Source organism: Ensifer sp. GW823-FHT05D09 (assembly GCF_058795755.1).
Genome location: NZ_JBXAIA010000010.1, coordinates 18,983 through 38,069, shown reverse-complemented (window position 1 = coordinate 38,069; position 19,087 = coordinate 18,983). Strand labels below are relative to the sequence as shown.

The window sequence follows — 19,087 nt, the reverse complement described above, 5'->3', positions numbered from 1 at the left end:
ATTCTCCCAGAATGCTGCGGCGCGACCCTTGGCCCTCGCCGCCCTTCAACCTTGATCCGCAAACGACTTCTACGGAAAAACGCGCAGACGTCCATTAGCTGCCCATACACAATGCCGGGGCCACGCGCAACGAAAACCCGTCGCTGTGCCCGGTCGCCTGGGACGATATGCCGCGTGCGTCTCGAAAGCGCGTCACGCGCCCGAGAAATGGCAAATTGCCCCGCGCTTTTAGACGACGGGCGCTACCGGAACACGGATGTGCGGTAGGACCGGCCGGACCCGTTCTGCGCGATGCGCGCCGTCGGCAGGATCGTCAGCGGCGCGAACGGCACCTCCTGGCGGTCCGCGAACATCAGGCGTCGCTCGAACGGCTCGGAATCGAAGATCGGGTAGCGGTCGAGGATCGAAGGCCGCTGCCCCCGCACTTGCGCGACCAATAGCGCGCCATCGGCGTTATAGACACCGAGGTTCTCGCGCTTGGCCACAACCGTCTCGGAAGCGAAGATGCGCTTGTAGAATGCCGCATGCCTTGGCCGGCAAGCGGTCAGGCATCGGTCGGCGCTGAAGTATTCGCACGCCATCGCCACCGGCCTGAGCGTCAGGTAGGGAAGCGCCCGCATCTCGTCGCCGGTGACGTCAGGATCGACCGCCAACCGGCCGGGATCGACCAGCACCATGCCGGCATCGAGAAACACATCGATTTCGGGCGCGAAGATCAGTCCCGAAGTGCTGGCCCTGTGCTGCGGCGTGACGTGATGGACACGCACCGTACTGACAAGATTCTCGTCGAGATAGATACCGAAGACATAGGCATGGCCGTCGAAATCGAGATCGTCGATCAGGGTCGAACCCGTCAGCTCCATCAGGTTGACGGCCTTGTAGGCCTTGTAGCGAAGCCGGGCGATATCCTCCATGTCCTCGCCTGTCTCGACCCGCCGATATTCGACGCGATCGAGAAGAAGCATCAGCTTCTCAGAAAAACTCCCAGACTCCGCCCGGTGAAGACCTTCACCCATTTCCCGACCCTCATAGTTAACAAATCGTTAACCTATTGACGGGCGGCCGGGCAGCAACAACAAAATGGCACATCTTGCCTTTAACTTATTGTTAACCTTAATATTTCGTTAATTTTTGTGGTTAACCAAACGTTGCGATAGTGGCTGCGTGACGCTGCGCAGGCGGCGGCTCAAGGCCTGGAACGAGAGAGAGGGAAAAGGACAGGACGAAAGCGCTCAGCGCGCCTGTCAGGCGATGCGCTTGCTCGTCGGCGTGGCGACCGGTTTCTGGACACCATTCGTGCAGAATGCCTCGATGGCGGAGGCGGGCATGGGTGCTGCGAACAGAAAACCCTGTATCAGATCGGCGCATTGGTAGTCGTTGATCAGCTGCAGCTGATCCGCCGTCTCGACGCCTTCGACGACGATCTTCAGGCCCAGAGCACGACCAAGGTTGGCCGTGCCGCGCAGAAGCTTGAAGCGGCGCGAATCCTCACGAATGTTGCGCACAAACGACCGATCGATCTTGATGATGTTGACCGGCAGCACGTCGAGGTAGCTGAGGCTGGAGTAGCCGGTGCCGAAATCGTCGATGGCGATGGTTATGCCGCTGTCGCGCAGCTCGCCGAGAATGGCCTGCACTTTCGCCGGCTCATCCATCAGGCAGCTTTCCGTGACCTCAAGATGCAGACGCGAGGCATCGAGGCCGGTCGCCTGAAGCGCGTCTGCCACCACGGTGACGATGTCATTGCTGCGCAGATCGAGCACGGAAAGGTTGACCGAAACGGAAACGTGGCTCGGCCAGCTCATGCAGTCTCGGCAAGCCTGCTCCAGCGCAAAGCGCGTGATCTCCGTGACGAGGCCCAGCTCCTCGGCAAGCTGGATGAAGACGTTCGGCGGCACGGGCCCGCGCTCGGGATGTGTCCAGCGCGCCAAAGCCTCGCAGCATTCGAGGCGTGCGCCGTTCGGCGTGAACATCGGCTGGTAGGAAAGCGTCAACGCACCGGCATTGATGGCGTCGCGCAGATCGCTCTTCAGCTTCTGCCGGTCGAGATAACGCGCGTCCATCTCGTCTTCGAATACGGTGCAACCACCCTTGTTGCGCGCCTTGGCTTCCGACAGCGCCAGGTCGGCCTTGATCTGCAGCTCTTCCAGCCGAAAGGCACTACTCGGCACCAGAACGACGCCGGCGCTCATCGTCATGTTGAAGGTGAAGCCACCAGCCAGATAGGCGCCGCGCAACCCGGCATGGACCGCCCGCATCTCATCTTCGAGATCCGGCGAATGCATCCTGTTGGGGAAGAAGACAACGAACTCGTCGCCCATCAGTCGGGCGGCGATCGCCGTATTGCCAACCAATGTCTTCAACCGCCCGGCAATCGCCTGCAGCAACCGGTCGCCGACGATGTGGCCGCGCATATCGTTGACATGCTTGAACTCGGCGACGTCAAGCACCATCAGGCCGACGTCGACGTCGCCCTTTCCTTCGAGCGCCACGGCGCTGTGGGCAAGTTCGGCAAAGTAGTCGCGGCTCGGCAGACCGGTCAGCGTGTCGAAGCGAACCATCTGAAGGATCTGCCTGTCGGCCTGCACGCGCGCGGTCACATCCTCGAAAATCAGCACGACCTCGCCGTTTTCGTGCCGGCCTGCCGAAAACTCGAGAAACAGGTCATTGGTGACCGGCACCAAGACCTGGGTCTTCTTGCCCTTGATCAGCAGGTCGAGCTGCCGCGAGATCGCGCGCGTCTCTTCGACGCTGAGCGACATGCGGCGCACACCGCGACGCACGACGTCGTCCAGCAACCGATCCCTGAGGTCTGCCTTGTCGCCGAGCATCAGCAACGCACAGGCACGTTCGTTGGCAACGACGATCCGGTTGTCGCGGTCGAGCATCAGCAGCCCGTGCGTCATGTTGTTGAGCGCGGCATCGAACTGGCCAGCAATCGTGGCGATCTCGCGGGCGGCCAGCACGTTTTCGTAGAGAAACGCGCGCACGTTGTTGGCCATCATCCAGGTCGAGAAGATGAAGGGCAGGATCAGAACCGCGAGGATCATCATGAAGGGATCCTGCAGCGTGATCAGCCCGATCACGATCGGCAGGCAGGCGGACGAGGACAGAAGCAGCACCGCGCGTTCGGAACCGTAGTTTCGCCCGACGAGCGAGATCATCGAGGCGAGCGTGACCGAGATGCAGGCGAGCTCCGAGAAGGAATCCTGGCTGACTGCAATCGCGTAGCCGCAGGCAATGCCGCAGGTGAGCGTCACGCCGACACCGCCGAGAATGTAGCGGTTCTCCCATTTCCGAACCGTCGCCCGGTCGGCGTTGGAGAAATCCTGCTGATCGAAGCGCGCCATGTCGAGGTTGCGCAAGACCCAGAGCACGACGATGGCTGCAGTGCAGACGAGATAGAGCGGATCGGAGGTCTTGAGATAGACGAGCGCGAAAGTCACGACATGCGACAGCATGCCGATCAACAGAGTCCTGCGATGTTCGTAGAGCGAGCTCACAGACGACAGATAGACATCCGTCGGTAGAGCGCCCCGTTCATTGCGCGTCATGAACCCATAGCTCCGGTTTTCCGGATTTTTAGAGACGATGGTTTAACGAAAGATTTCGTGAAGACACCGGCTCGGCGCCTTGTATTGCAACATTTTAACAGCGCCCAGCGAGAGTTTTTCCAGAACTCAACCTAGTATTGCGAAAACCAACAAATGATAGATGAGTCCACAACCATGCATAGACAAAACCGCGTTATACTTTCTGACATTGTATTTAAGGCAATTCTGCTTGGCAAACATCATATCCACCGATTCACTCCGGATGTGGTTACCCAAAGCTGAAGAAAAGATATCGATTCCTGCTGGCTGACCGCGGGCCAGGCACCGGATCACGTCACCACCGGATCATGCACCTTCCCAGTTGACTTTCGGCCATATCTGGCGGCAAGGCTTTGATTAGCGAGATACGGAGCCTGATGATGTCGAAACCTGTCGTTGCCATCCCCTGCGATTTCCGCGAATTCGACGGCAATGTCTGGCATGTCGTTGCCAATCAATATGTGCGCGCCGCCGTTGAAGGCGCCGGCGTCATGCCCTTCCTCATTCCGGCGCTCGAGACCGGCAACGATATCGACGGGATCCTCGATCGTGTCGACGGCGTCCTGGCAAGCGGCGCCCGCTCCAACGTTCATCCCTCGCTCTATGGCCGCGAGGCAAAGGACACCGACGGCCCCTTCGATCCCGGCCGCGATGCCACGAGCCTGCCCTTGATCCGTCGCGCGCTCGAGCGCGGCGTACCGCTGTTTGCCATCTGCCGCGGCATCCAGGAGCTCAACGTCGCGCTTGGCGGCACGCTTGCAACGGAAATCCAGGAGCAGCCCGGCGTCTGGGACCACCGCAAGCCCGACGTCTCCGAACTGGATGTCGCCTACGGCATCCGCCAGGACGTGGTCGTCAAGGAAGGCAGCTGTCTTGCGCCCGTGCTGGGTGCCGGCCGCGTGCGCGTCAATTCCCTGCATCGCCAGGCCATCGGCGCCACGGCGCCGCGCCTGGCCGTCGAAGCCGTTGCCGATGACGGCACGATCGAGGCGGTCTCGGTGATTGGCGCCAAGGCCTTCGCCGTCGGGGTACAATGGCATCCGGAATACTGGGTGCGCACGGACGCGCCGTCGGCGAGCCTGTTCAGGGCTTTCGGCGATGCGGTACGCGCCTATGCCGCAAGACGCATGGCGGCCTGACGGCACGCGAAAGCACGCTCAACGGCCTAACGGGTACGTCGCTCGAAAGGCGTTTCCGGCACCGGCGTCAATGGCTTTCCGGTCGAAAACCAGGCCTTGAGGTTGTCGACCACCAGATCCGCCATGGCGTTGCGGGTGACGACCGAAGCCGATGCCACATGCGGCAACAGCGAAACATTCGGCAGCGCCAGCAGCGCATCCGGCACATGCGGTTCGTTGTCGAAAACGTCTAGCCCCGCCCCGGCGATCACACCTTTCTCTAGAGCTTCGATCAGCGCTGCCTCGTCCACGGTCGAGCCGCGCCCGACATTGATCAGAACGCCATTCTTTCCGAGGGCCGAAAGCACTTCGGCATTCACCGTCTTTCGCGTCGCCTCGGTGCCGGGAACGATGACGACAAGCGTATCGACGACCTGAGAAAGGCCTACGAGTGTCGGGTGATAGGCGTAGCCAAGGCCCTCGCGCTGCGTGCGCGTATGGTAGGCGACCGTCACACCGAAGGCTTCGAGCCGCTTGGCAATCGCAAGTCCGATGCGCCCGAGGCCGTAGAGCCCGACCGTGCGGCCGCGCAGCGACAAGGGCGACAGCGGGAATGCACCTTCCCGCACCCAGCGCCCCTGACGCAGCCATTCTTCCGCCTGCGGCAGAAGGCGCAGCGTGTTGATCAGCAGGCCGACAGCGGTGTCGGCGACCTCTTCGCTGAGCACATCTGGCGTGTTGGTAACGGCAATGCCCTTGGCGGCAGCGTGTTTTACGTCGACCCCGTCATAACCGACGCCGAAATTGGCGACGATTTCGAGCCCGGGCAGCGCATCCATCAGGCCGGCAGGAACGCGCCCGGAAACGGCGATGCCCTTGATATCGGCCAGATCGGCCGTGACGAGACCGGCATCCGGACGCTCCAGCCGCACGACGTCAAACATCTCGGGCAGCCGCTGCAGCACCCGCTCGTTGATTTTTCCGGGCACGAGGATGCGGGGAAGGCTCGCGGACATGGGCACTCCTGGTCTTTGGGATTTCTTCAGGCGGGGACGCGCAACGGGCCGGTCGACTGGCGGATACGCATTTCCGGCTTGATCAGGTGGATGCCATCCGGCTCGTGGCTGCCGGACAACTTGTCGAGAAGGGCGCGGGCCGCGCTGCGGCCGACATCGGCCTGGCCGTTCCACACGGTGGTCAGCGCAGGCGTCGCAATCGACGCCTCCTCAAGATCGTCATAGCCGGTGACCGAGATATCGACGCCGGGAACAAGCCCCGCACGCGCGATGCCGTTCATCATGCCGATTGCGACCAGATCGTTCCAGCAAACGACCGCGGTCGGCTTCTGCGGTAGCGACAGGAGATGCACGGCCGCTTCGAAGCCGCCCTGCTTGGAGCGGGGCCCGGGAATGCGCAGCTCCGGATCAACCTCGATATTGGCCTTGCGCAGCGCATTGACGTAGCCCTGATAGCGGTCGCGACCGGTCGAGGTCTGGTCGGTGCCGCCGACCATGGCGATACAGCGGTGCCCAAGGCCGATCAGGTGGTTGGTCGCCAGCGAAATGCCATAGGCGTCGTCACCGCGGAAGATCGGAACATCCAGCCCCTCGATCGAGCGGGCGATCAGGATCGCCGGCATGCCATTGTCCTCGGCAAGCTGGATATCCTCCGGCGGGGTGCCGATGGCCGGCGACATGATGACGCCGTCGCCGCCAAGCTGCAGCAGCGTCTCGATGAAATCGCGCTGCTTGTCGACGGAGTCGTAATGGTTGGAAAGGATGAAGGTCTGCTTGTCGCGGTCAAGCTCCGCTTCGATCGCCTTCAGGATTTCCCCGTAGAACGGGTTCATGATGTCATGCACCACTACGCCGATAATGCCGGAACGCGAGGTCCTGAGGCTGGCGGCGCGGCGGTTGTAGATATAGCCGAGCGCGCGGGCCTGCTCCTTGATCTTGTCGCGTGTGAGGGTCGCCACCAGGGGACTGTCACGCAATGCCAGAGATACCGTTGCTGTCGAAAGACCGAGTGTTTCCGCGATCGTCGAAAGCTTGACCTTTTGCGCCACGATGCCCCCTGCTTAAGCCTAGTTGCCTACCCTCAAATTTAAATCCTATTTAAACTGTTTAAATCGCCGCCGCAATACGCCGTGAAACGAGGCTCAGTCGGCGGCCCGCGCGGCCTGCAGATTGCTGTCGACGGCCCGCAAAAGCTTCATCAACGTGCGCACCTGCTTGTCTGTCAGCCCCCGTGTCGCGAGGTTTTCGGAATGCTGGCCGGCCTCGGCAATCGTCTGCAGCCGGTTGCGCCCGGGCTCGGTGAGGTAGACCTTGGTCAGCCGTGCATCGTCGTCGTCAGCCCGGCGCTCGAGAAAGCCCTGTGCCTCCATGCGGCCGATGGTGCGTGTCATCGTCGGCGCCTTGACTCCGAGCTTGGCCGCAAGCCCGCCTGCCGTCAGCCCGTCCGTTTCGGCAAGCGCCAGCATGACGCCGTCCTGGCCGGCGTAAAGGCCGCTTTCGAGCAGGTTGCGCGACAGGACGGTCCGCATGGAACGTGCCGCCTGGACAAGGATCGAGGCGAGATCATGCGGTTCGGCGAGAAGCTCGTCCTTCTTCTTGCCGTTCTTGCCCTTCTTTTCGGCCTTGTTCTTCTTGCCCATTGGACCTCCTGCCGAATCCCGTCTCAGACATTTATAGCAATACAGCTTGCGATTACGAACTGTATGACTCAAATAACATTTCTACGACAATTGACGTGAAGGATCGAAGAGAAATGTCGATGCCCAGGGCCCGATGGCAGGACAATTCGCCCGCTCTTCCGCAACGGGCTCGCCGCGACTGGATCGCCGTGCTGCCGCTCGGCGCCCATGAGCAGCATGGCCCGCACCTGCCCTTCGACACGGACACGCTGATTGCCGACGGGATCGTCGAACGCTCGATCGCCGCCCTGCCCGAGACCCTGCCCGCGACCTTCCTGCCGACAGAACCGGTCGGCTATTCGATCGAGCATATGGATGTCGCCGGCACGCGATCGCTCGGTTACGACGAGGCCGTGCGCCGCTGGCTCGGCATTGCCGAAAACCTGCACGCTCTCGGCATCCGCAAGTTCCTGATGCTGAACGCCCATGGCGGCAATTCGCCCCTGATGACCATCGTTGCGACCGAGGCGCGCGTGCGTTTCGGCATGCTGGCGGTGGCGACCAGCTGGACCCGCTTCGGCCAGCCGGACGGCTGGATCACACCCGATGACAAGGCCATCGACATTCACGGCGGCGATATCGAGACTTCGGTGATGCTGGCGCTGCACCCGGAAAAAGTGACGATGGAAAAGGCCGGGGCCTTCCCCTCGCGCCAGAGCGATTATGCCAGGCGCTTCAGGCATCTGCGCGCCTATGGCCCGCATGCCTTCGGCTGGAAAATGTCCGATCTCAACCGCGAGGGTGTGGCCGGCAACGCATCCGCGGCAACCGCCGCGCGCGGCGAGCAATTGCTCGCTCATGCGGTCAAGGGCGTGATCGAGCTTTTGACCGATGTCGCCGATTTCGACATCGCCGAATTCGCCTGAGCGACATGGCCGAATTCGCCTGTGCGACCAGGCAGCACGCGACGGCAAACACTTTGTTTGTGCTTTTGCGCTATCAGCATCAACAGCAGCAACCGACGACAGGCGGCGCAAAGCCGGACCCCCATGGCGAAGATCATCGCGCTCGGCGCCTATTTCTATCAGGCCCTGATCGCCTTCGGCCTGCTGATCATCGTCGCCCATTGGCTGGCCCCGGTCGATTATGCCGCCTATTCGCTGTTCATCTCGCTCAGCCAGTTCGGCGCCATCGCCGCCTTCGAATGGGTGCGCTATTCCTGCATGCGGTTTTACCCCGGCCAGACGGCCGATAGCGAAGCGGCGGAACGGCGAACGATCGTCGCGGAAGCAGCCGCCTGCGCACTTTTCTGCCTTGTCGCTGCGGCCATCTCGCTCGCCTTCGGCGTCACACCGTTGGTCGCGCTGGTCGGCGGTCTGGTCGCCATTGCCCAAGGCGGCAGCGACCTGCACCTGACCATGCTGCGCTTCCGCCAGGATTTTCGCGCCTTCTCCGTGCTGCAGGGATCTCGCGCCACAATCCTGGCGGCGGGAACATTGCTCGGCGCCCTGGTGTCGCCAACCTTCCTGTCCACGGTCACGGGCCTGCTTGCCGGCTACGCGCTCTACGCGCTGCTCGCCGCACTGCTGTCGCGCAGGTCTGGCTCACGACCGACCACCCCGCTCGATATGGGCCGCGTGAAAAAGCACCTCGTCTATGGCAGCGTTTCGGCGGGCGCCGCCACTGCCTCGATGTTTGCGCCCCTTGCGCTGAAGGCGATCCTCACCGCGGTCCTGGGCGCAAGCGGTGCGGCCGGTGCGCTGCTCGCACTTGATCTTTTGCAGCGGCCCTTTGTGCTGATCGTCTCCGCCCTGCAGGCGATCCAGTACCCCGAGATCGTCGCCGCGCACGATAAGGGTGGAGAGACACCGGCGCTTCGCCGCCAGCTCGGGCAATACTATGCGCTGTTGACGAGTTTCGCGCTGATGATGGCTGCCGGCATCTTTGCGGTGCTCACGCCGGCGACGTGGCTGGTGATCACCCCGGACCTGCAAGCCGGCTTCCTCGCGACGGCCCCGTTCGTCATCCTGCTTTCGCTCGTTCGCGTCCTGACCCAGATCATGCTGCCGACACCGCTGCACCTGAAACAGCGCCTGACCGCGATCTTCACGCTCGCCGCCCTCGACTGCGCGCTTCTCAACCTGGGCGCCCTTGCCGGCGGCTACCTGCTGGCGCCGACCGACGCCACCATGATGGCGGGCAGCGCACTCGGCGCATTCATCGCAGCGTTGATCGGCCTGCGGCTGATGGCGACCTTGCCCTTCGATTTCACCTGGCCGCCGGTCCTGCTCGGCGCCGCGGGCCTCGGCGTCACGGTTGTCGCCTTCGTCCTGTCGTACCAGTCCGCCTACCTTGCCACCGCAGCCGGGATCATCGTTGGCGGAGCCTGCTGCCTGCTGGCGCTCGATCGGCTACGGATTGGCATGCGCACTGCAAACGCCGCTTGAACTCGGGCGTGAAACGACCCGGGCGCGATAAGGAAAATTGAACCTCTTTCGGTTTAGATCAGAGCAAAGCAAAAGGCGACGAACACCATGAAGATCATTGTCGGAATAGCCACGGCGGGTCGCCGCGAGGTGCTATCCGAAACGCTTCTGCACCTGACCCGGCAGGATCGCAAACCGGATGCGATCCTCGTCTGCCCCGCTTCGCCTGACGATGTCGATCTCGACCTTGTCCGCACGCTCGTTCCCGACGTCACCCTGGTCACCGGCAGAAAAGGTTCCTGTGCGCAGCGCAACGCCATTCTCGACCGGATAGGAACCGCCGACGTTGTCGCGTTTTTCGATGACGACTTCCTGCCCCGGCATGATTTTCTGGCTAAAGTCGAGGACCTTTTCGAGAAACAGCCCGACATTGCCGTGGCGACAGGCCTGGTCTTGGCCGACGGCATTCATGGCCCGGGCATCCCGGTCAAGGCAGGGTTGGACATCCTCGCGCACGATCAGACGGCAGCGCGCCAGGCGACACTCGAACCTGTCTACAACGCCTATGGCTGCAACATGGTGTTCCGAGTGTCGGCTATAGAAGCCGACGCGACACGCTTCGACGAAAGGCTGCCGCTTTACGGCTGGCAGGAGGATGTCGATTTCTGCCGCCGTCTCGCGCGCCACGGCCGCATCGTTCGAAGCGGCGAATTGCGTGGCGTGCACCTCGGCAACAAACGCGGCCGCACCTCGGGCCTGCGCTTCGGCTACTCTCAGGTCGCCAACCCCCTCTACCTCTTCCGCAAGGGGAGTGTCGGCCTGAGGTGGACCCTCCATCTCATGGGCAGCAATGTCGCAGCCAACACGATCGGCAGCCTGAAGCCTCAATCCCTTGTCGACCGGCGGGGTCGGCTCAAGGGAAATCTCATTGCCTTCGCCGATCTCCTGCGCGGCAAGCTAGACCCCTTGCGCGTGCTTGAACTCTGATTGCACGTTCTATCTCCGGCCAGGAAAGCGGGTCAGTCTCGTCCTGCGGCCAGCAGATTGAGCAGAACGACCGCACTTCCGTTCCATGAAAACCGCTCGGCATTGTCATGCCCGGCGCGCGCAAACCGCTCCCGAAGGCCGCCGTCGGCGGATATCGTCCGCATCGCCTCGACCAGCGTTTCCGGCTTTATCGGATCGAAGTAGAGCGCCGCCTCGCCGCAGGCTTCCCGGACCGGCGGGATGTCGGCGGCAAGCACCGGGCACCCTTGCGTCATCGCCTCGAGCGGCGGAATGCCGAAGCCTTCATAGAGGCTCGGAAACAGGAAGGCGATTGCCTGACGCTGCAACCCGGCGATCTCGGCGTCCGTCAGTCGCCCCGGGAAGATCAGGTTGCCGCGCGACGTCGGGGCGGCATCGCGAAAAACGCTCGGATCGGTGCCGCCGACCACGACCAGCTTGCCGCCCGCCGCGCCAAGAGCCTCGAAGGCACGCACCGCAAACTCGACGTTCTTGTTGGGCTTCAGGGTGCCTACCAGAAGGAAGAATGGGGTATCGGAAAGTCCCAGCTTCGCAACGATTTCCCGGTCCGGCTCAAGGTCGGAAAAGTGATCAGTGGCGTTGTAGATCACGTCGATGCCGTCAGCGGGAACGCGAAAGACATCCGCCAGCTCGCCGCGTGAAAAATAGGAAACCGTGCCGATCTTCGCGCGGCGTGTCAGGACGTAGCCGAGCGCCCCATGGAAGAGCCGATAGCCGCGCCCGAACGAAGCCGGGTGGCGAAAGAGCGTGACGTCGTGGATCACCACCACCTGGTCGGAATGCAGCACCGGCCCGCTGCCGCCAAGCCCAACCAGCGTGTCGCGCCGCGCCCGCCAATAGAGCGGCCCCTGCTCCCAGAGGTGGCCGGGGCCTGAGCCGAAGCGCTCGATCGAAATCGCCGACAGCGGCAGATCATCCGGCGCCGACGCCGGCGCCAGCAACCGCCAGCGCGCATCCTTCAATGTCGCCGGCACGTCGCCAGCCGCGATACGGGCATCGAGCGCGCGGGTGATCTCACGGGCAAAGCGCTGCACGCCGGTGAGCGGCTGCATCAGGAACCGGCCGTTGATGGAAATCGTCTTCACGCACGCGCCCTTTCGATAGGACGCGGACTCTCCCTGATTTTGATGAAAGGAGCGTTATCGCTGCCCGGTTCGCCCGCCTTGGTGGCATCAAATGGGCGGCCAAAATGGGCTTGGCCATTTGCGCATCGCCGCCGCATCTCCTATATGAAACGCGACATGGATGCCCGCTCCCCGCATCCCGAGATCCCAGAGGTTCCCATGACCGAAACATCCCCGCAGAAGCCGATTCCCGTCACCGTGCTCACCGGATATCTCGGCGCCGGCAAGACGACGCTGTTGAACCGCATCCTCAGCGAGAACCACGGACGCAAATACGCCGTCATCGTCAACGAATTCGGCGAAATCGGCATCGACAACGACCTGATCGTGGAATCCGACGAGGAAATCTACGAGATGAACAACGGCTGCGTCTGCTGCACCGTGCGCGGCGACCTGATCCGCGTGGTGGAAGGCCTGATGCGCCGCCCCGGCCGCTTCGATGCGATCATCGTCGAGACCACCGGCCTTGCCGACCCGGTCCCGGTCGCCCAGACCTTCTTCATGGACGACGACGTGCGCGCCAAGACCGAGCTTGATGCCGTCGTCGCCCTGGTCGATGCCAAGCACCTGCCGCTCCGGTTGAAGGATAGCCGCGAGGCAGAAGACCAGATCGCCTTTGCCGACGTCGTGCTTTTGAACAAGACCGATCTCGTCAGCCCCGAGGAACTCGAGCGGATCGAGGCGACCGTGCGCGTCATCAATCCGTCTGCCCGCATCTACAGGACGCAGCGCTCCGACATCGACCTCACCAAGGTTCTCGACCAGGGCGCATTCAACCTCGAGAGGGCGCTGGAAAACGACCCGCACTTCCTCGACCAGGACGATCACGAACACGATCACACCTGCGGTCCGGATTGCGGCCATGATCACCACCATCACCACGATCATGACCATCATCATCACGACCATGATCATCATGATCACGATCATCACCACCATGATCACGCTCCGTCGCCGATCCATGATGTGACCGTGCAGTCGATCTCGCTGCGCGGCGGCGAGATGAACCCCGACCGGTTCTTCCCCTGGATCCAGAAGATCACCCAGACGGATGGCCCGAACATCCTGCGGCTGAAGGGCATCATCGCCTTTGCCGGCGACGCCGAGCGCTATGTCGTTCAGGGCGTGCACATGATCATCGAGGGCGATCATCAGCGTGCGTGGAAGGACGGCGAAAAGCGCGAAAGCCGGCTGGTCTTCATCGGCCGCGACCTCGACCGCGAAAAGCTGGAGCGCACATTCAAGGCCTGCGAAGCTTCCGCCTGATTTCCAAGGCCGCGATGCGGCTCCAGGATCAAACAATGAGAGCGTGATGTCGGCATTCTTCGGCACCACGCTCTAACCGCATGCCGAACCAGGGGACCATGACAATCTGATGCCGACAGTCGCTCCGCTCGATCTTGAAGGCCACGTCGTTGGCGTGGCCTTTCTCAAGGGAATACCTTTCTTTGCCGAAGCCACCGGCGCAATCCACCGTCTCGACCTTGGCCACAAGACGACGGAAGTCCATGAGGGCCTGCTGTCGCTGGTTGTCGACGAGGCGAACGAGACGCTCCTGACCGGCGGCGAGGACGGCAAGGTGATGCGCACGGCCGCCGACGGCACGACGACGCTGGTTGCCGAAGCACCGCGCAAGTGGATCGCTCAAGTCGCCGCCGGGCCTCAAGGCGCGGTCGGCTATGCCTATGGCAAGACCACCCATGTGCGGCTCGCCGACGGTACCACCAAGGAATTTGCCGAGGACCGCACGGTCGAGGGTCTCGCCTTCGCCCCGAAAGGCCTGCGCGTTGCCGCCGCCCGCTACAACGGCGTGTCGATGCACTGGGTCGGCACCTCCGGCCAGCCGATCGACCTCGACTGGAAGGGCGCCCATACCGGCGTCACCTTCTCTCCCGACGGCCGGTTCCTCGTCACCACCATGCAGGAAAATGCCCTGCATGGCTGGAAGCTCGACGCCAAGCCCGGCGCCGAGGCGCGGCACATGCGCATGACCGGATACCCCGCCAAGGTGAAGTCGCTCTCCTGGTCCGCCAAGGGCAAGTGGCTCGCCTCCTCGGGCGCGCCGGCCGCCATCGTCTGGCCCTTCCAGGGCAAGGACGGGCCGATGGGCAAGGCGCCGCTTGAACTCGGCACCCGCGCCGACATCATGGTGACGGCCGTTGCCTGTCATCCGGCCGAAGACATCGTCGCCATCGGCTATCAGGACGGCATGATTCTCGCGGCCCGTTTTGCCGACAGCAAGGAAGTGCTGCTGCGCCGCCCCGGCAAGGGTGCGGTCACGGCCATGGCCTGGAGCAAGGACGGGCGCCAGCTCGTGTTCGGGTCGGCCGAGGGCGACTGCGGCGTCGTCGATATCGCCGGGTAACGCCTGGACCGCGCCTGTCTTGAATGGTGAGACAGCTGTTTGCCCCTCACCCTAACCTCTCCCCGCCAGCGGGGCGAGGGGACGTAGCATACGCTCCATCAAAGAATGCCGAAATATCTGGCCGGGCGAAACCTCGCCACAAGTCCCTTCTCCCCGCTTGCGGGGAGAAGGTGGCGGCAGCCGGATGAGGGGCTGCATCGTCGATCGCAAACCCCGAATAAAACGATCAAATCTTCACCAGCGCCGCTGTCACGTACATGAAGGCAACGCCGGCAGCGAGGCCGCTCATGACCGGCGGCGTCAGGAAGACCTCGGTCCGCTTTCCGCTCTGGCGCATCAGATAGGCGCCAACCTCGACGATCACCTGCAAGATCGCGCCCGCCCCGATCGCCAATGCCAGCGCCGACCATTGCGCCGACGTCGCCAGGCTGCCGAGCCACATGCCCAGCACCGCCGGCCCGCCGGCGAGCAATGTCAGGCCGACGAAAGCCCACAGTGACGGCCGCTGCTTCAGGATCGGCGCTGCGATGCCGATGCCTTCAGTCACGTTATGCAGGGCGAAGCCGGCCACCAGAAAGGTGCCTAGTCCCGCCGATCCGGCGGCAAAGGCGGCCCCGATCGCCAGCCCCTCGCCAAGATTGTGCAATCCGATTCCGAGCGCAATGTAAGTGGCAAGCGCGAGCCCCGTCGGCACCCCGCCGCGTCGGCCGATCGCCATCAACACGAGGAAGCTGCCGACGCCCGCAAGTACCACCATGACTGGCCCCTGGAAAATGGCTGCAGCCTCCGACGCCAGCTCCAGGGCTTCGGCGCTTGCGTCGACCAGCAGGAAGGCGAGCAGGCCGATCGTCAAGGACAACAGAAACGCCATTCCCGATGCGCCGACGCCGCGCAGCACGGGATAGAACATCAGGCCGACGGCAACAGGCACTATGCCGACGATGATGCCGACGAGTGCTTGCAGCCGCAATTGACCCGCCGTCGCCTGCGGCGTCGGCACCGCGACGGCGATGTCGTGCGTGAAGGTGGCGCCGGTATTGGTCAACACTTTCAGCGCATGCGCCTCGCCGAGCATCCATGGGAAGGGTAAGTTCAGCCAGGCTGTCTTGCCGCGGGGGATCGGACCCGGCGGATCCTGGGTGAACTGCCAGTAGGCGTCGTCCACCTGGACCTGCGCCACCGTCATCGGTTCCGATCCCCCGGCACGAACCAGCAGGCGCAGGCCGCTGTCATCGAGCACGGTGCGCTCGAAGGTGAGGTTTTCGACCGGCGGCGCCCCGTTGCGAAAGCCCGACAGCGGATCGGTCGACAGGATCCAGGCAACGGCAATACCAAAGGCGATGAGCGGCAGCGCCAACCACACCAGGTTGGTTTTTGCCGCGCGGATCGCGGCTCTCGGCAAGGTCTCGTTCATGCCAGCGCCTCCACGACATCGAACATGCCAACCCACCCCAACTCGGTAAACTCGGTCTGGTGCGGATGGAACATGTAGAGGCCGGGTTCGTGCTCGGCGAAGGTGAACTCCAGAATGCCGCGCTGCGCCTGGCATTGGGTGATGAGATCGACGGTTTTCAGCGTCGGCGTCAGCGTCGTCCCCTGGTCGTAGTAGTCGAAGAAGTTGGCGTGCAGGTGGAACGAGTTGATCGGATCGAACTCGATGACATTGACGAGATAGATGCGCACCGGCTTGCCCTTCACGATCCGGATCGGCCGCTTCATGAAGGCGTGGGCGACGGTGTTGACCGCATAGAATTCGTTCTCGGCATCGAAGTTGGTGTCGAAGGCGTTCATCACCATCACCAGTTCCTGCCAGCCGGCGTTCTCCGCCGTGCCAAGTAGTCGCGATCGGGCGACGTCCACGTGGTCCGGGTGGCGCTCGGGGTCCGGATCGATGACGAAGGCACCGTACATGCCCTTGTGGAGGTGCCGGCGCAACGGCATCGCGTGGCAATGGTAGAGATGGCAGCCGAAGGGCTTGGCATCGAATTCGTAGACGAACTCGTCGCCGGGATCGACCATGCCCGCGCCCGGCACACCGTCCATTCGCGCCGCGTGAATGCCGTGAAAATGGATCGAATGCGGATGCGACGCGTAGTTGCGAAAGACGATGCGCAGGCGCTCGCCCTCCTTGGCCCGAAGCGCCGGCCCGGGCACACGGCCATTATAGGTCCAGGCTGGAAAGGTGATGCCGGGCGCGATCTCGATATCGCGGTCCTGCGCGGTTATCTCGAAGGTCCTGAGCGTGCGCCCGTCCGGCAGCACCGAGACGGTGCCGGTGTCCCAGTCGGTCAGCATGTCTGTCGGATCGAAACCGTTGACGCTGCTGTCGACGTCGCCGATCGTCATCATGGCGCCGTGTCCCATTGCCGGCATGGGTGCCGCCATAGCCCCCGACGTCTGCGCCGCCATCTGGTGGCCGCCGCCATAGGTCGCCTGCTGCGCCAAGGCAGCGCCGGCGCAGATCGCCGTGCCACCGGCCGCCGCCAGCCCGCCCATCAGAAGGCTGCGCCGCCCGAGCAGGTCCTGTTTCACCGGATTGTCCATGAATGTCATCCCTCGCCCGATACAGCGCCACGTGTCCGCTCCGATTTGCAGAGGCGATGCCACAAAGCCCGAATTGACCGGCCCACCCAATTGCGAACCGTTCGCAACTACATTGATAATGCAAATGCAACTCATTCGCAATTAATGAAGGTGCGGGCGGGGACGATTAGCGGACTGGCGCCCGCAAGGTATCGTGGAAGGATGAGATGCGAGGACCGTTAAATCCCCGAAGCGTACGGCTTCGGGGATGTTGGCTGAACGACGAATGCCAGGCAGGCGGAAACGACAATGGTCGGGTCGCAACCACAGCAACCGCCACTCACCATTCGAGTTCCAATTGCGGCCGGCCGTTCGACGTCTTCTCGATCGTGCGCCCGGTCTCGTCGACCGTCGCGGTTACCCGCTGGCGAAAGGCAGAGAAGCTCTCGAAAGTGACGACGTCGACAGGTTCGTCGAACTTCATCGTCAAACGGTAGCGCCCGGGCTGTGCCGTCAGCGCCTGCACCGAGAGGATCTCGCCTTCAAAGGGTTGGCCGAGATAAAGGCCTTTCACCCGCGAACCGAGCATCCACGGATTGAACGGCGGTCGGTTGCCGACGGCGGCGTGAAGAGTATTCCAATCGCGATAACCGTGTTGGGCAGCGATCAGTTCAAGGGAACGCGAGTGGCTGATTTCCTCGCCTTCGCTGGATAGCCGTGATCGCAGGCGTTTGGCCTGGTCCTTGAGGGCATCGAGCGATGGCAACGTGTTTGATCCGCGCATCATGACAGGGTCTCCTGCTGCGGCATGCATTTTCAAGAGATGGGAGCCCGCATTGCCACCGGTTCGCATGCCGTTTCGGCTGACCGTGTCTGAAAGGAAGGCTTCACCAAAGCATGACGCTCGCGGACGGCAGGGGCCCTCACCCTGCCCCCTCCATAGGGGAAGCGCCCCAGGCTGTCAAATGCCGCCCCGCCTCATGTTGCACGGGAACTCAAGGTATGGGACGACTTGCCGGAAATGCAATGCAACGCCGGGAGGATCTCATGAGTGAAATCACCATTCTCGCATTTGCCTTTGTCGCTTTCATCGGTATCGCCACGCCCGGCCCGACGGTCCTGCTCGCCTTGACCAACGGTTCGCGCTACGGCATCAAGCGCGCGCTTGCGGGCATGGTCGGCGCCGTGCTCTCGGATTTCGTGTTGATTGGCGCAGTGGCGCTGGGTCTCGGCGCCCTGCTGGCAGCCTCCGAATTCTGGTTTACCGTCGTCAAATGGCTCGGCGCCGCCTATCTGGCTTTCCTCGGTGTGATGCTGTTACGGTCGAAGGGGACGATTGACGTTGCCGGCAAACACGACGGTGCGGACGTCACCACCACCGCCATCTTTCTGAAGAGCTTCCTGGTCGCCGTCACCAACCCGAAGGGCTATCTGTTCTTCTCGGCCTTCCTGCCGCAGTTCGTCGATCTCGGTTTGCCGCAAGCACCGCAATATGCCGCGCTCGCCGTGGTCTTCGCCGCAGTCGATTTCGCCGTCATGCTCGGCTACGCCCTCATCGGCTCTCAGGCGGCTCGTTTTCTGAAGCACTCTGGAGCCGTCTGGCTCGAACGGATCTGCGGTGGAGCCTTGCTCGCCCTTGCCGGCTCGCTTGCAGTCTATCGCCGCGCCGCCAACTGACATGCTGTTCCGCAAGGCCATCCTCAACCAGATTGCCGAAGGCGCGGTGACCCTGGCCTTCAGGCGCTGGACGAAGCCGACTGTCAAGGCCGGCGGCCGTCTACGCACGGCGTCCGGCGTGCTGTCGATCGACGCGGTCGACGTCACCGGCACCGAAGACATCAGCGTTGAGGACGCGCACCGGGCCGGGTTTACGACACGCGAGGCACTGCTTGCAGAGCTTGACGCCCGCCCCGACGGCACCCTCTACCGCATTGCCTTCCACCGAGCGGGCGATGATCCACGCCTGTCCTTGCGCGATGATGCGACGCTTACAAAAGTCGACCGGGCGGCGATCGCCGACAGGCTCGCCCGCTTCGACGAAACGGCCGACCAGTCATGGACCGAGCCGACGCTCCGCCTGATCGCTTCGCGTGATGGCATCACCGCCGCCGAGATCTCCAAACAGGTCGGCATGGATAAACTCAAACTCAAGGTGCGCATCCGCAAGCTGAAGGAACTGGGGCTGACGGAGAGCCTGACGGTCGGCTACCGGCTGTCACCCCGCGGCCGGTTCTTCCTTGATGAGGCTTGAGCGATGCCGAGCAAGACCATGGAGAC

17 protein-coding genes are annotated in these 19,087 nt (G+C 63.0%); 8 read left to right on the top strand and 9 right to left on the bottom strand.

Going from position 1 to position 19,087, the window contains the following annotated elements:
* Positions 1–242 precede the first annotated feature (242 nt).
* Together AC1Q80_RS24445 and AC1Q80_RS24440 are read right to left on the bottom strand one after the other, a co-directional pair.
* Positions 243–965 carry an N-acyl amino acid synthase FeeM domain-containing protein gene (locus AC1Q80_RS24445; protein WP_492362118.1) on the bottom strand — a complete coding sequence of 241 codons (723 nt, stop codon included), beginning with the start codon at positions 963–965 and terminating at the stop codon, positions 243–245.
* A gap of 279 nt (positions 966–1,244) precedes the next feature.
* The gene (locus AC1Q80_RS24440) at positions 1,245–3,554 is read right to left on the bottom strand and encodes a putative bifunctional diguanylate cyclase/phosphodiesterase (RefSeq protein WP_492362117.1); all 2,310 of its coding nucleotides are present in this window, start codon (positions 3,552–3,554) and stop codon (positions 1,245–1,247) included.
* 419 nt (positions 3,555–3,973) lie between these two features.
* On the opposite strand from AC1Q80_RS24440, the gene AC1Q80_RS24435 reads away from it, so the two are divergent.
* Positions 3,974–4,732: a gamma-glutamyl-gamma-aminobutyrate hydrolase family protein gene (locus AC1Q80_RS24435; protein ID WP_173423693.1), complete on the top strand. Its 759-nt coding sequence runs from the start codon at positions 3,974–3,976 to the stop codon at positions 4,730–4,732.
* A 26-nt stretch (positions 4,733–4,758) separates the two neighbouring features.
* Here AC1Q80_RS24435 and AC1Q80_RS24430 read toward each other — a convergent pair whose 3' ends face one another.
* The 3 genes from AC1Q80_RS24430 to AC1Q80_RS24420 all read right to left on the bottom strand — a co-directional run bounded on the left by AC1Q80_RS24430 (position 4,759) and on the right by AC1Q80_RS24420 (position 7,367).
* The gene (locus tag AC1Q80_RS24430; RefSeq protein WP_492362116.1) at positions 4,759–5,727 is read right to left on the bottom strand and encodes a 2-hydroxyacid dehydrogenase; all 969 of its coding nucleotides are present in this window, start codon (positions 5,725–5,727) and stop codon (positions 4,759–4,761) included.
* Between the two features lie 26 nt (positions 5,728–5,753).
* On the bottom strand, positions 5,754–6,776 hold the full coding sequence (locus tag AC1Q80_RS24425) for a LacI family DNA-binding transcriptional regulator (RefSeq protein WP_115419198.1): 1,023 nt from the start codon (positions 6,774–6,776) through the stop codon (positions 5,754–5,756).
* 93 nt (positions 6,777–6,869) lie between these two features.
* Positions 6,870–7,367 carry a MarR family winged helix-turn-helix transcriptional regulator gene (locus tag AC1Q80_RS24420; protein ID WP_492362115.1) on the bottom strand — a complete coding sequence of 166 codons (498 nt, stop codon included), beginning with the start codon at positions 7,365–7,367 and terminating at the stop codon, positions 6,870–6,872.
* A gap of 113 nt (positions 7,368–7,480) precedes the next feature.
* Between AC1Q80_RS24420 and AC1Q80_RS24415 the strand changes: the two genes are divergently transcribed.
* From AC1Q80_RS24415 to AC1Q80_RS24405, 3 genes are all read left to right on the top strand, one after another.
* Complete coding sequence (locus AC1Q80_RS24415; protein ID WP_492362114.1) at positions 7,481–8,272, top strand: creatininase family protein; 792 nt, start codon at positions 7,481–7,483, stop codon at positions 8,270–8,272.
* Between the two features lie 123 nt (positions 8,273–8,395).
* The gene (locus AC1Q80_RS24410) at positions 8,396–9,793 is read left to right on the top strand and encodes a polysaccharide biosynthesis protein (protein ID WP_492362113.1); all 1,398 of its coding nucleotides are present in this window, start codon (positions 8,396–8,398) and stop codon (positions 9,791–9,793) included.
* A gap of 87 nt (positions 9,794–9,880) precedes the next feature.
* Positions 9,881–10,759: a glycosyltransferase family 2 protein gene (locus AC1Q80_RS24405; protein WP_492362112.1), complete on the top strand. Its 879-nt coding sequence runs from the start codon at positions 9,881–9,883 to the stop codon at positions 10,757–10,759.
* Positions 10,760–10,791: 32 nt separating this feature from the next.
* Here the strand turns inward: AC1Q80_RS24405 and AC1Q80_RS24400 are convergent, their stop codons facing one another.
* The gene (locus AC1Q80_RS24400) at positions 10,792–11,883 is read right to left on the bottom strand and encodes a glycosyltransferase family 4 protein (RefSeq protein WP_492362111.1); all 1,092 of its coding nucleotides are present in this window, start codon (positions 11,881–11,883) and stop codon (positions 10,792–10,794) included.
* A gap of 198 nt (positions 11,884–12,081) precedes the next feature.
* On the opposite strand from AC1Q80_RS24400, the gene AC1Q80_RS24395 reads away from it, so the two are divergent.
* Together AC1Q80_RS24395 and AC1Q80_RS24390 are read left to right on the top strand one after the other, a co-directional pair.
* Positions 12,082–13,188 (top strand): CobW family GTP-binding protein, encoded by a 1,107-nt coding sequence (locus AC1Q80_RS24395; RefSeq protein WP_492362110.1) that lies wholly within the window; start codon positions 12,082–12,084, stop codon positions 13,186–13,188.
* A gap of 109 nt (positions 13,189–13,297) precedes the next feature.
* Positions 13,298–14,287: a WD40 repeat domain-containing protein gene (locus AC1Q80_RS24390; protein ID WP_492362109.1), complete on the top strand. Its 990-nt coding sequence runs from the start codon at positions 13,298–13,300 to the stop codon at positions 14,285–14,287.
* Positions 14,288–14,513: 226 nt separating this feature from the next.
* Here AC1Q80_RS24390 and AC1Q80_RS24385 read toward each other — a convergent pair whose 3' ends face one another.
* The 3 genes from AC1Q80_RS24385 to AC1Q80_RS24375 all read right to left on the bottom strand — a co-directional run bounded on the left by AC1Q80_RS24385 (position 14,514) and on the right by AC1Q80_RS24375 (position 17,594).
* A complete protein-coding gene (locus tag AC1Q80_RS24385) occupies positions 14,514–15,701 on the bottom strand; it encodes a ZIP family metal transporter (protein WP_492362108.1) in 1,188 nt (395 codons plus the stop codon).
* On the bottom strand, positions 15,698–16,831 hold the full coding sequence (locus tag AC1Q80_RS24380) for a multicopper oxidase domain-containing protein (protein ID WP_492362107.1): 1,134 nt from the start codon (positions 16,829–16,831) through the stop codon (positions 15,698–15,700). Before AC1Q80_RS24380 ends, AC1Q80_RS24385 begins: the two co-directional genes overlap by 4 nt.
* Before the next feature lie 319 nt (positions 16,832–17,150).
* Complete coding sequence (locus AC1Q80_RS24375) at positions 17,151–17,594, bottom strand: glyoxalase superfamily protein (protein WP_492362221.1); 444 nt, start codon at positions 17,592–17,594, stop codon at positions 17,151–17,153.
* 263 nt (positions 17,595–17,857) lie between these two features.
* Here AC1Q80_RS24375 and AC1Q80_RS24370 point away from each other — a divergent pair, with 263 nt between their 5' ends.
* Positions 17,858–18,487, top strand: a complete 630-nt coding sequence (locus tag AC1Q80_RS24370; RefSeq protein WP_209791510.1) for a LysE family translocator — start codon at positions 17,858–17,860, stop codon at positions 18,485–18,487.
* 1 nt (position 18,488) lies between these two features.
* Positions 18,489–19,061 (top strand): hypothetical protein, encoded by a 573-nt coding sequence (locus AC1Q80_RS24365; protein WP_492362106.1) that lies wholly within the window; start codon positions 18,489–18,491, stop codon positions 19,059–19,061.
* The last annotated feature ends 26 nt before the right edge of the window (positions 19,062–19,087 follow it).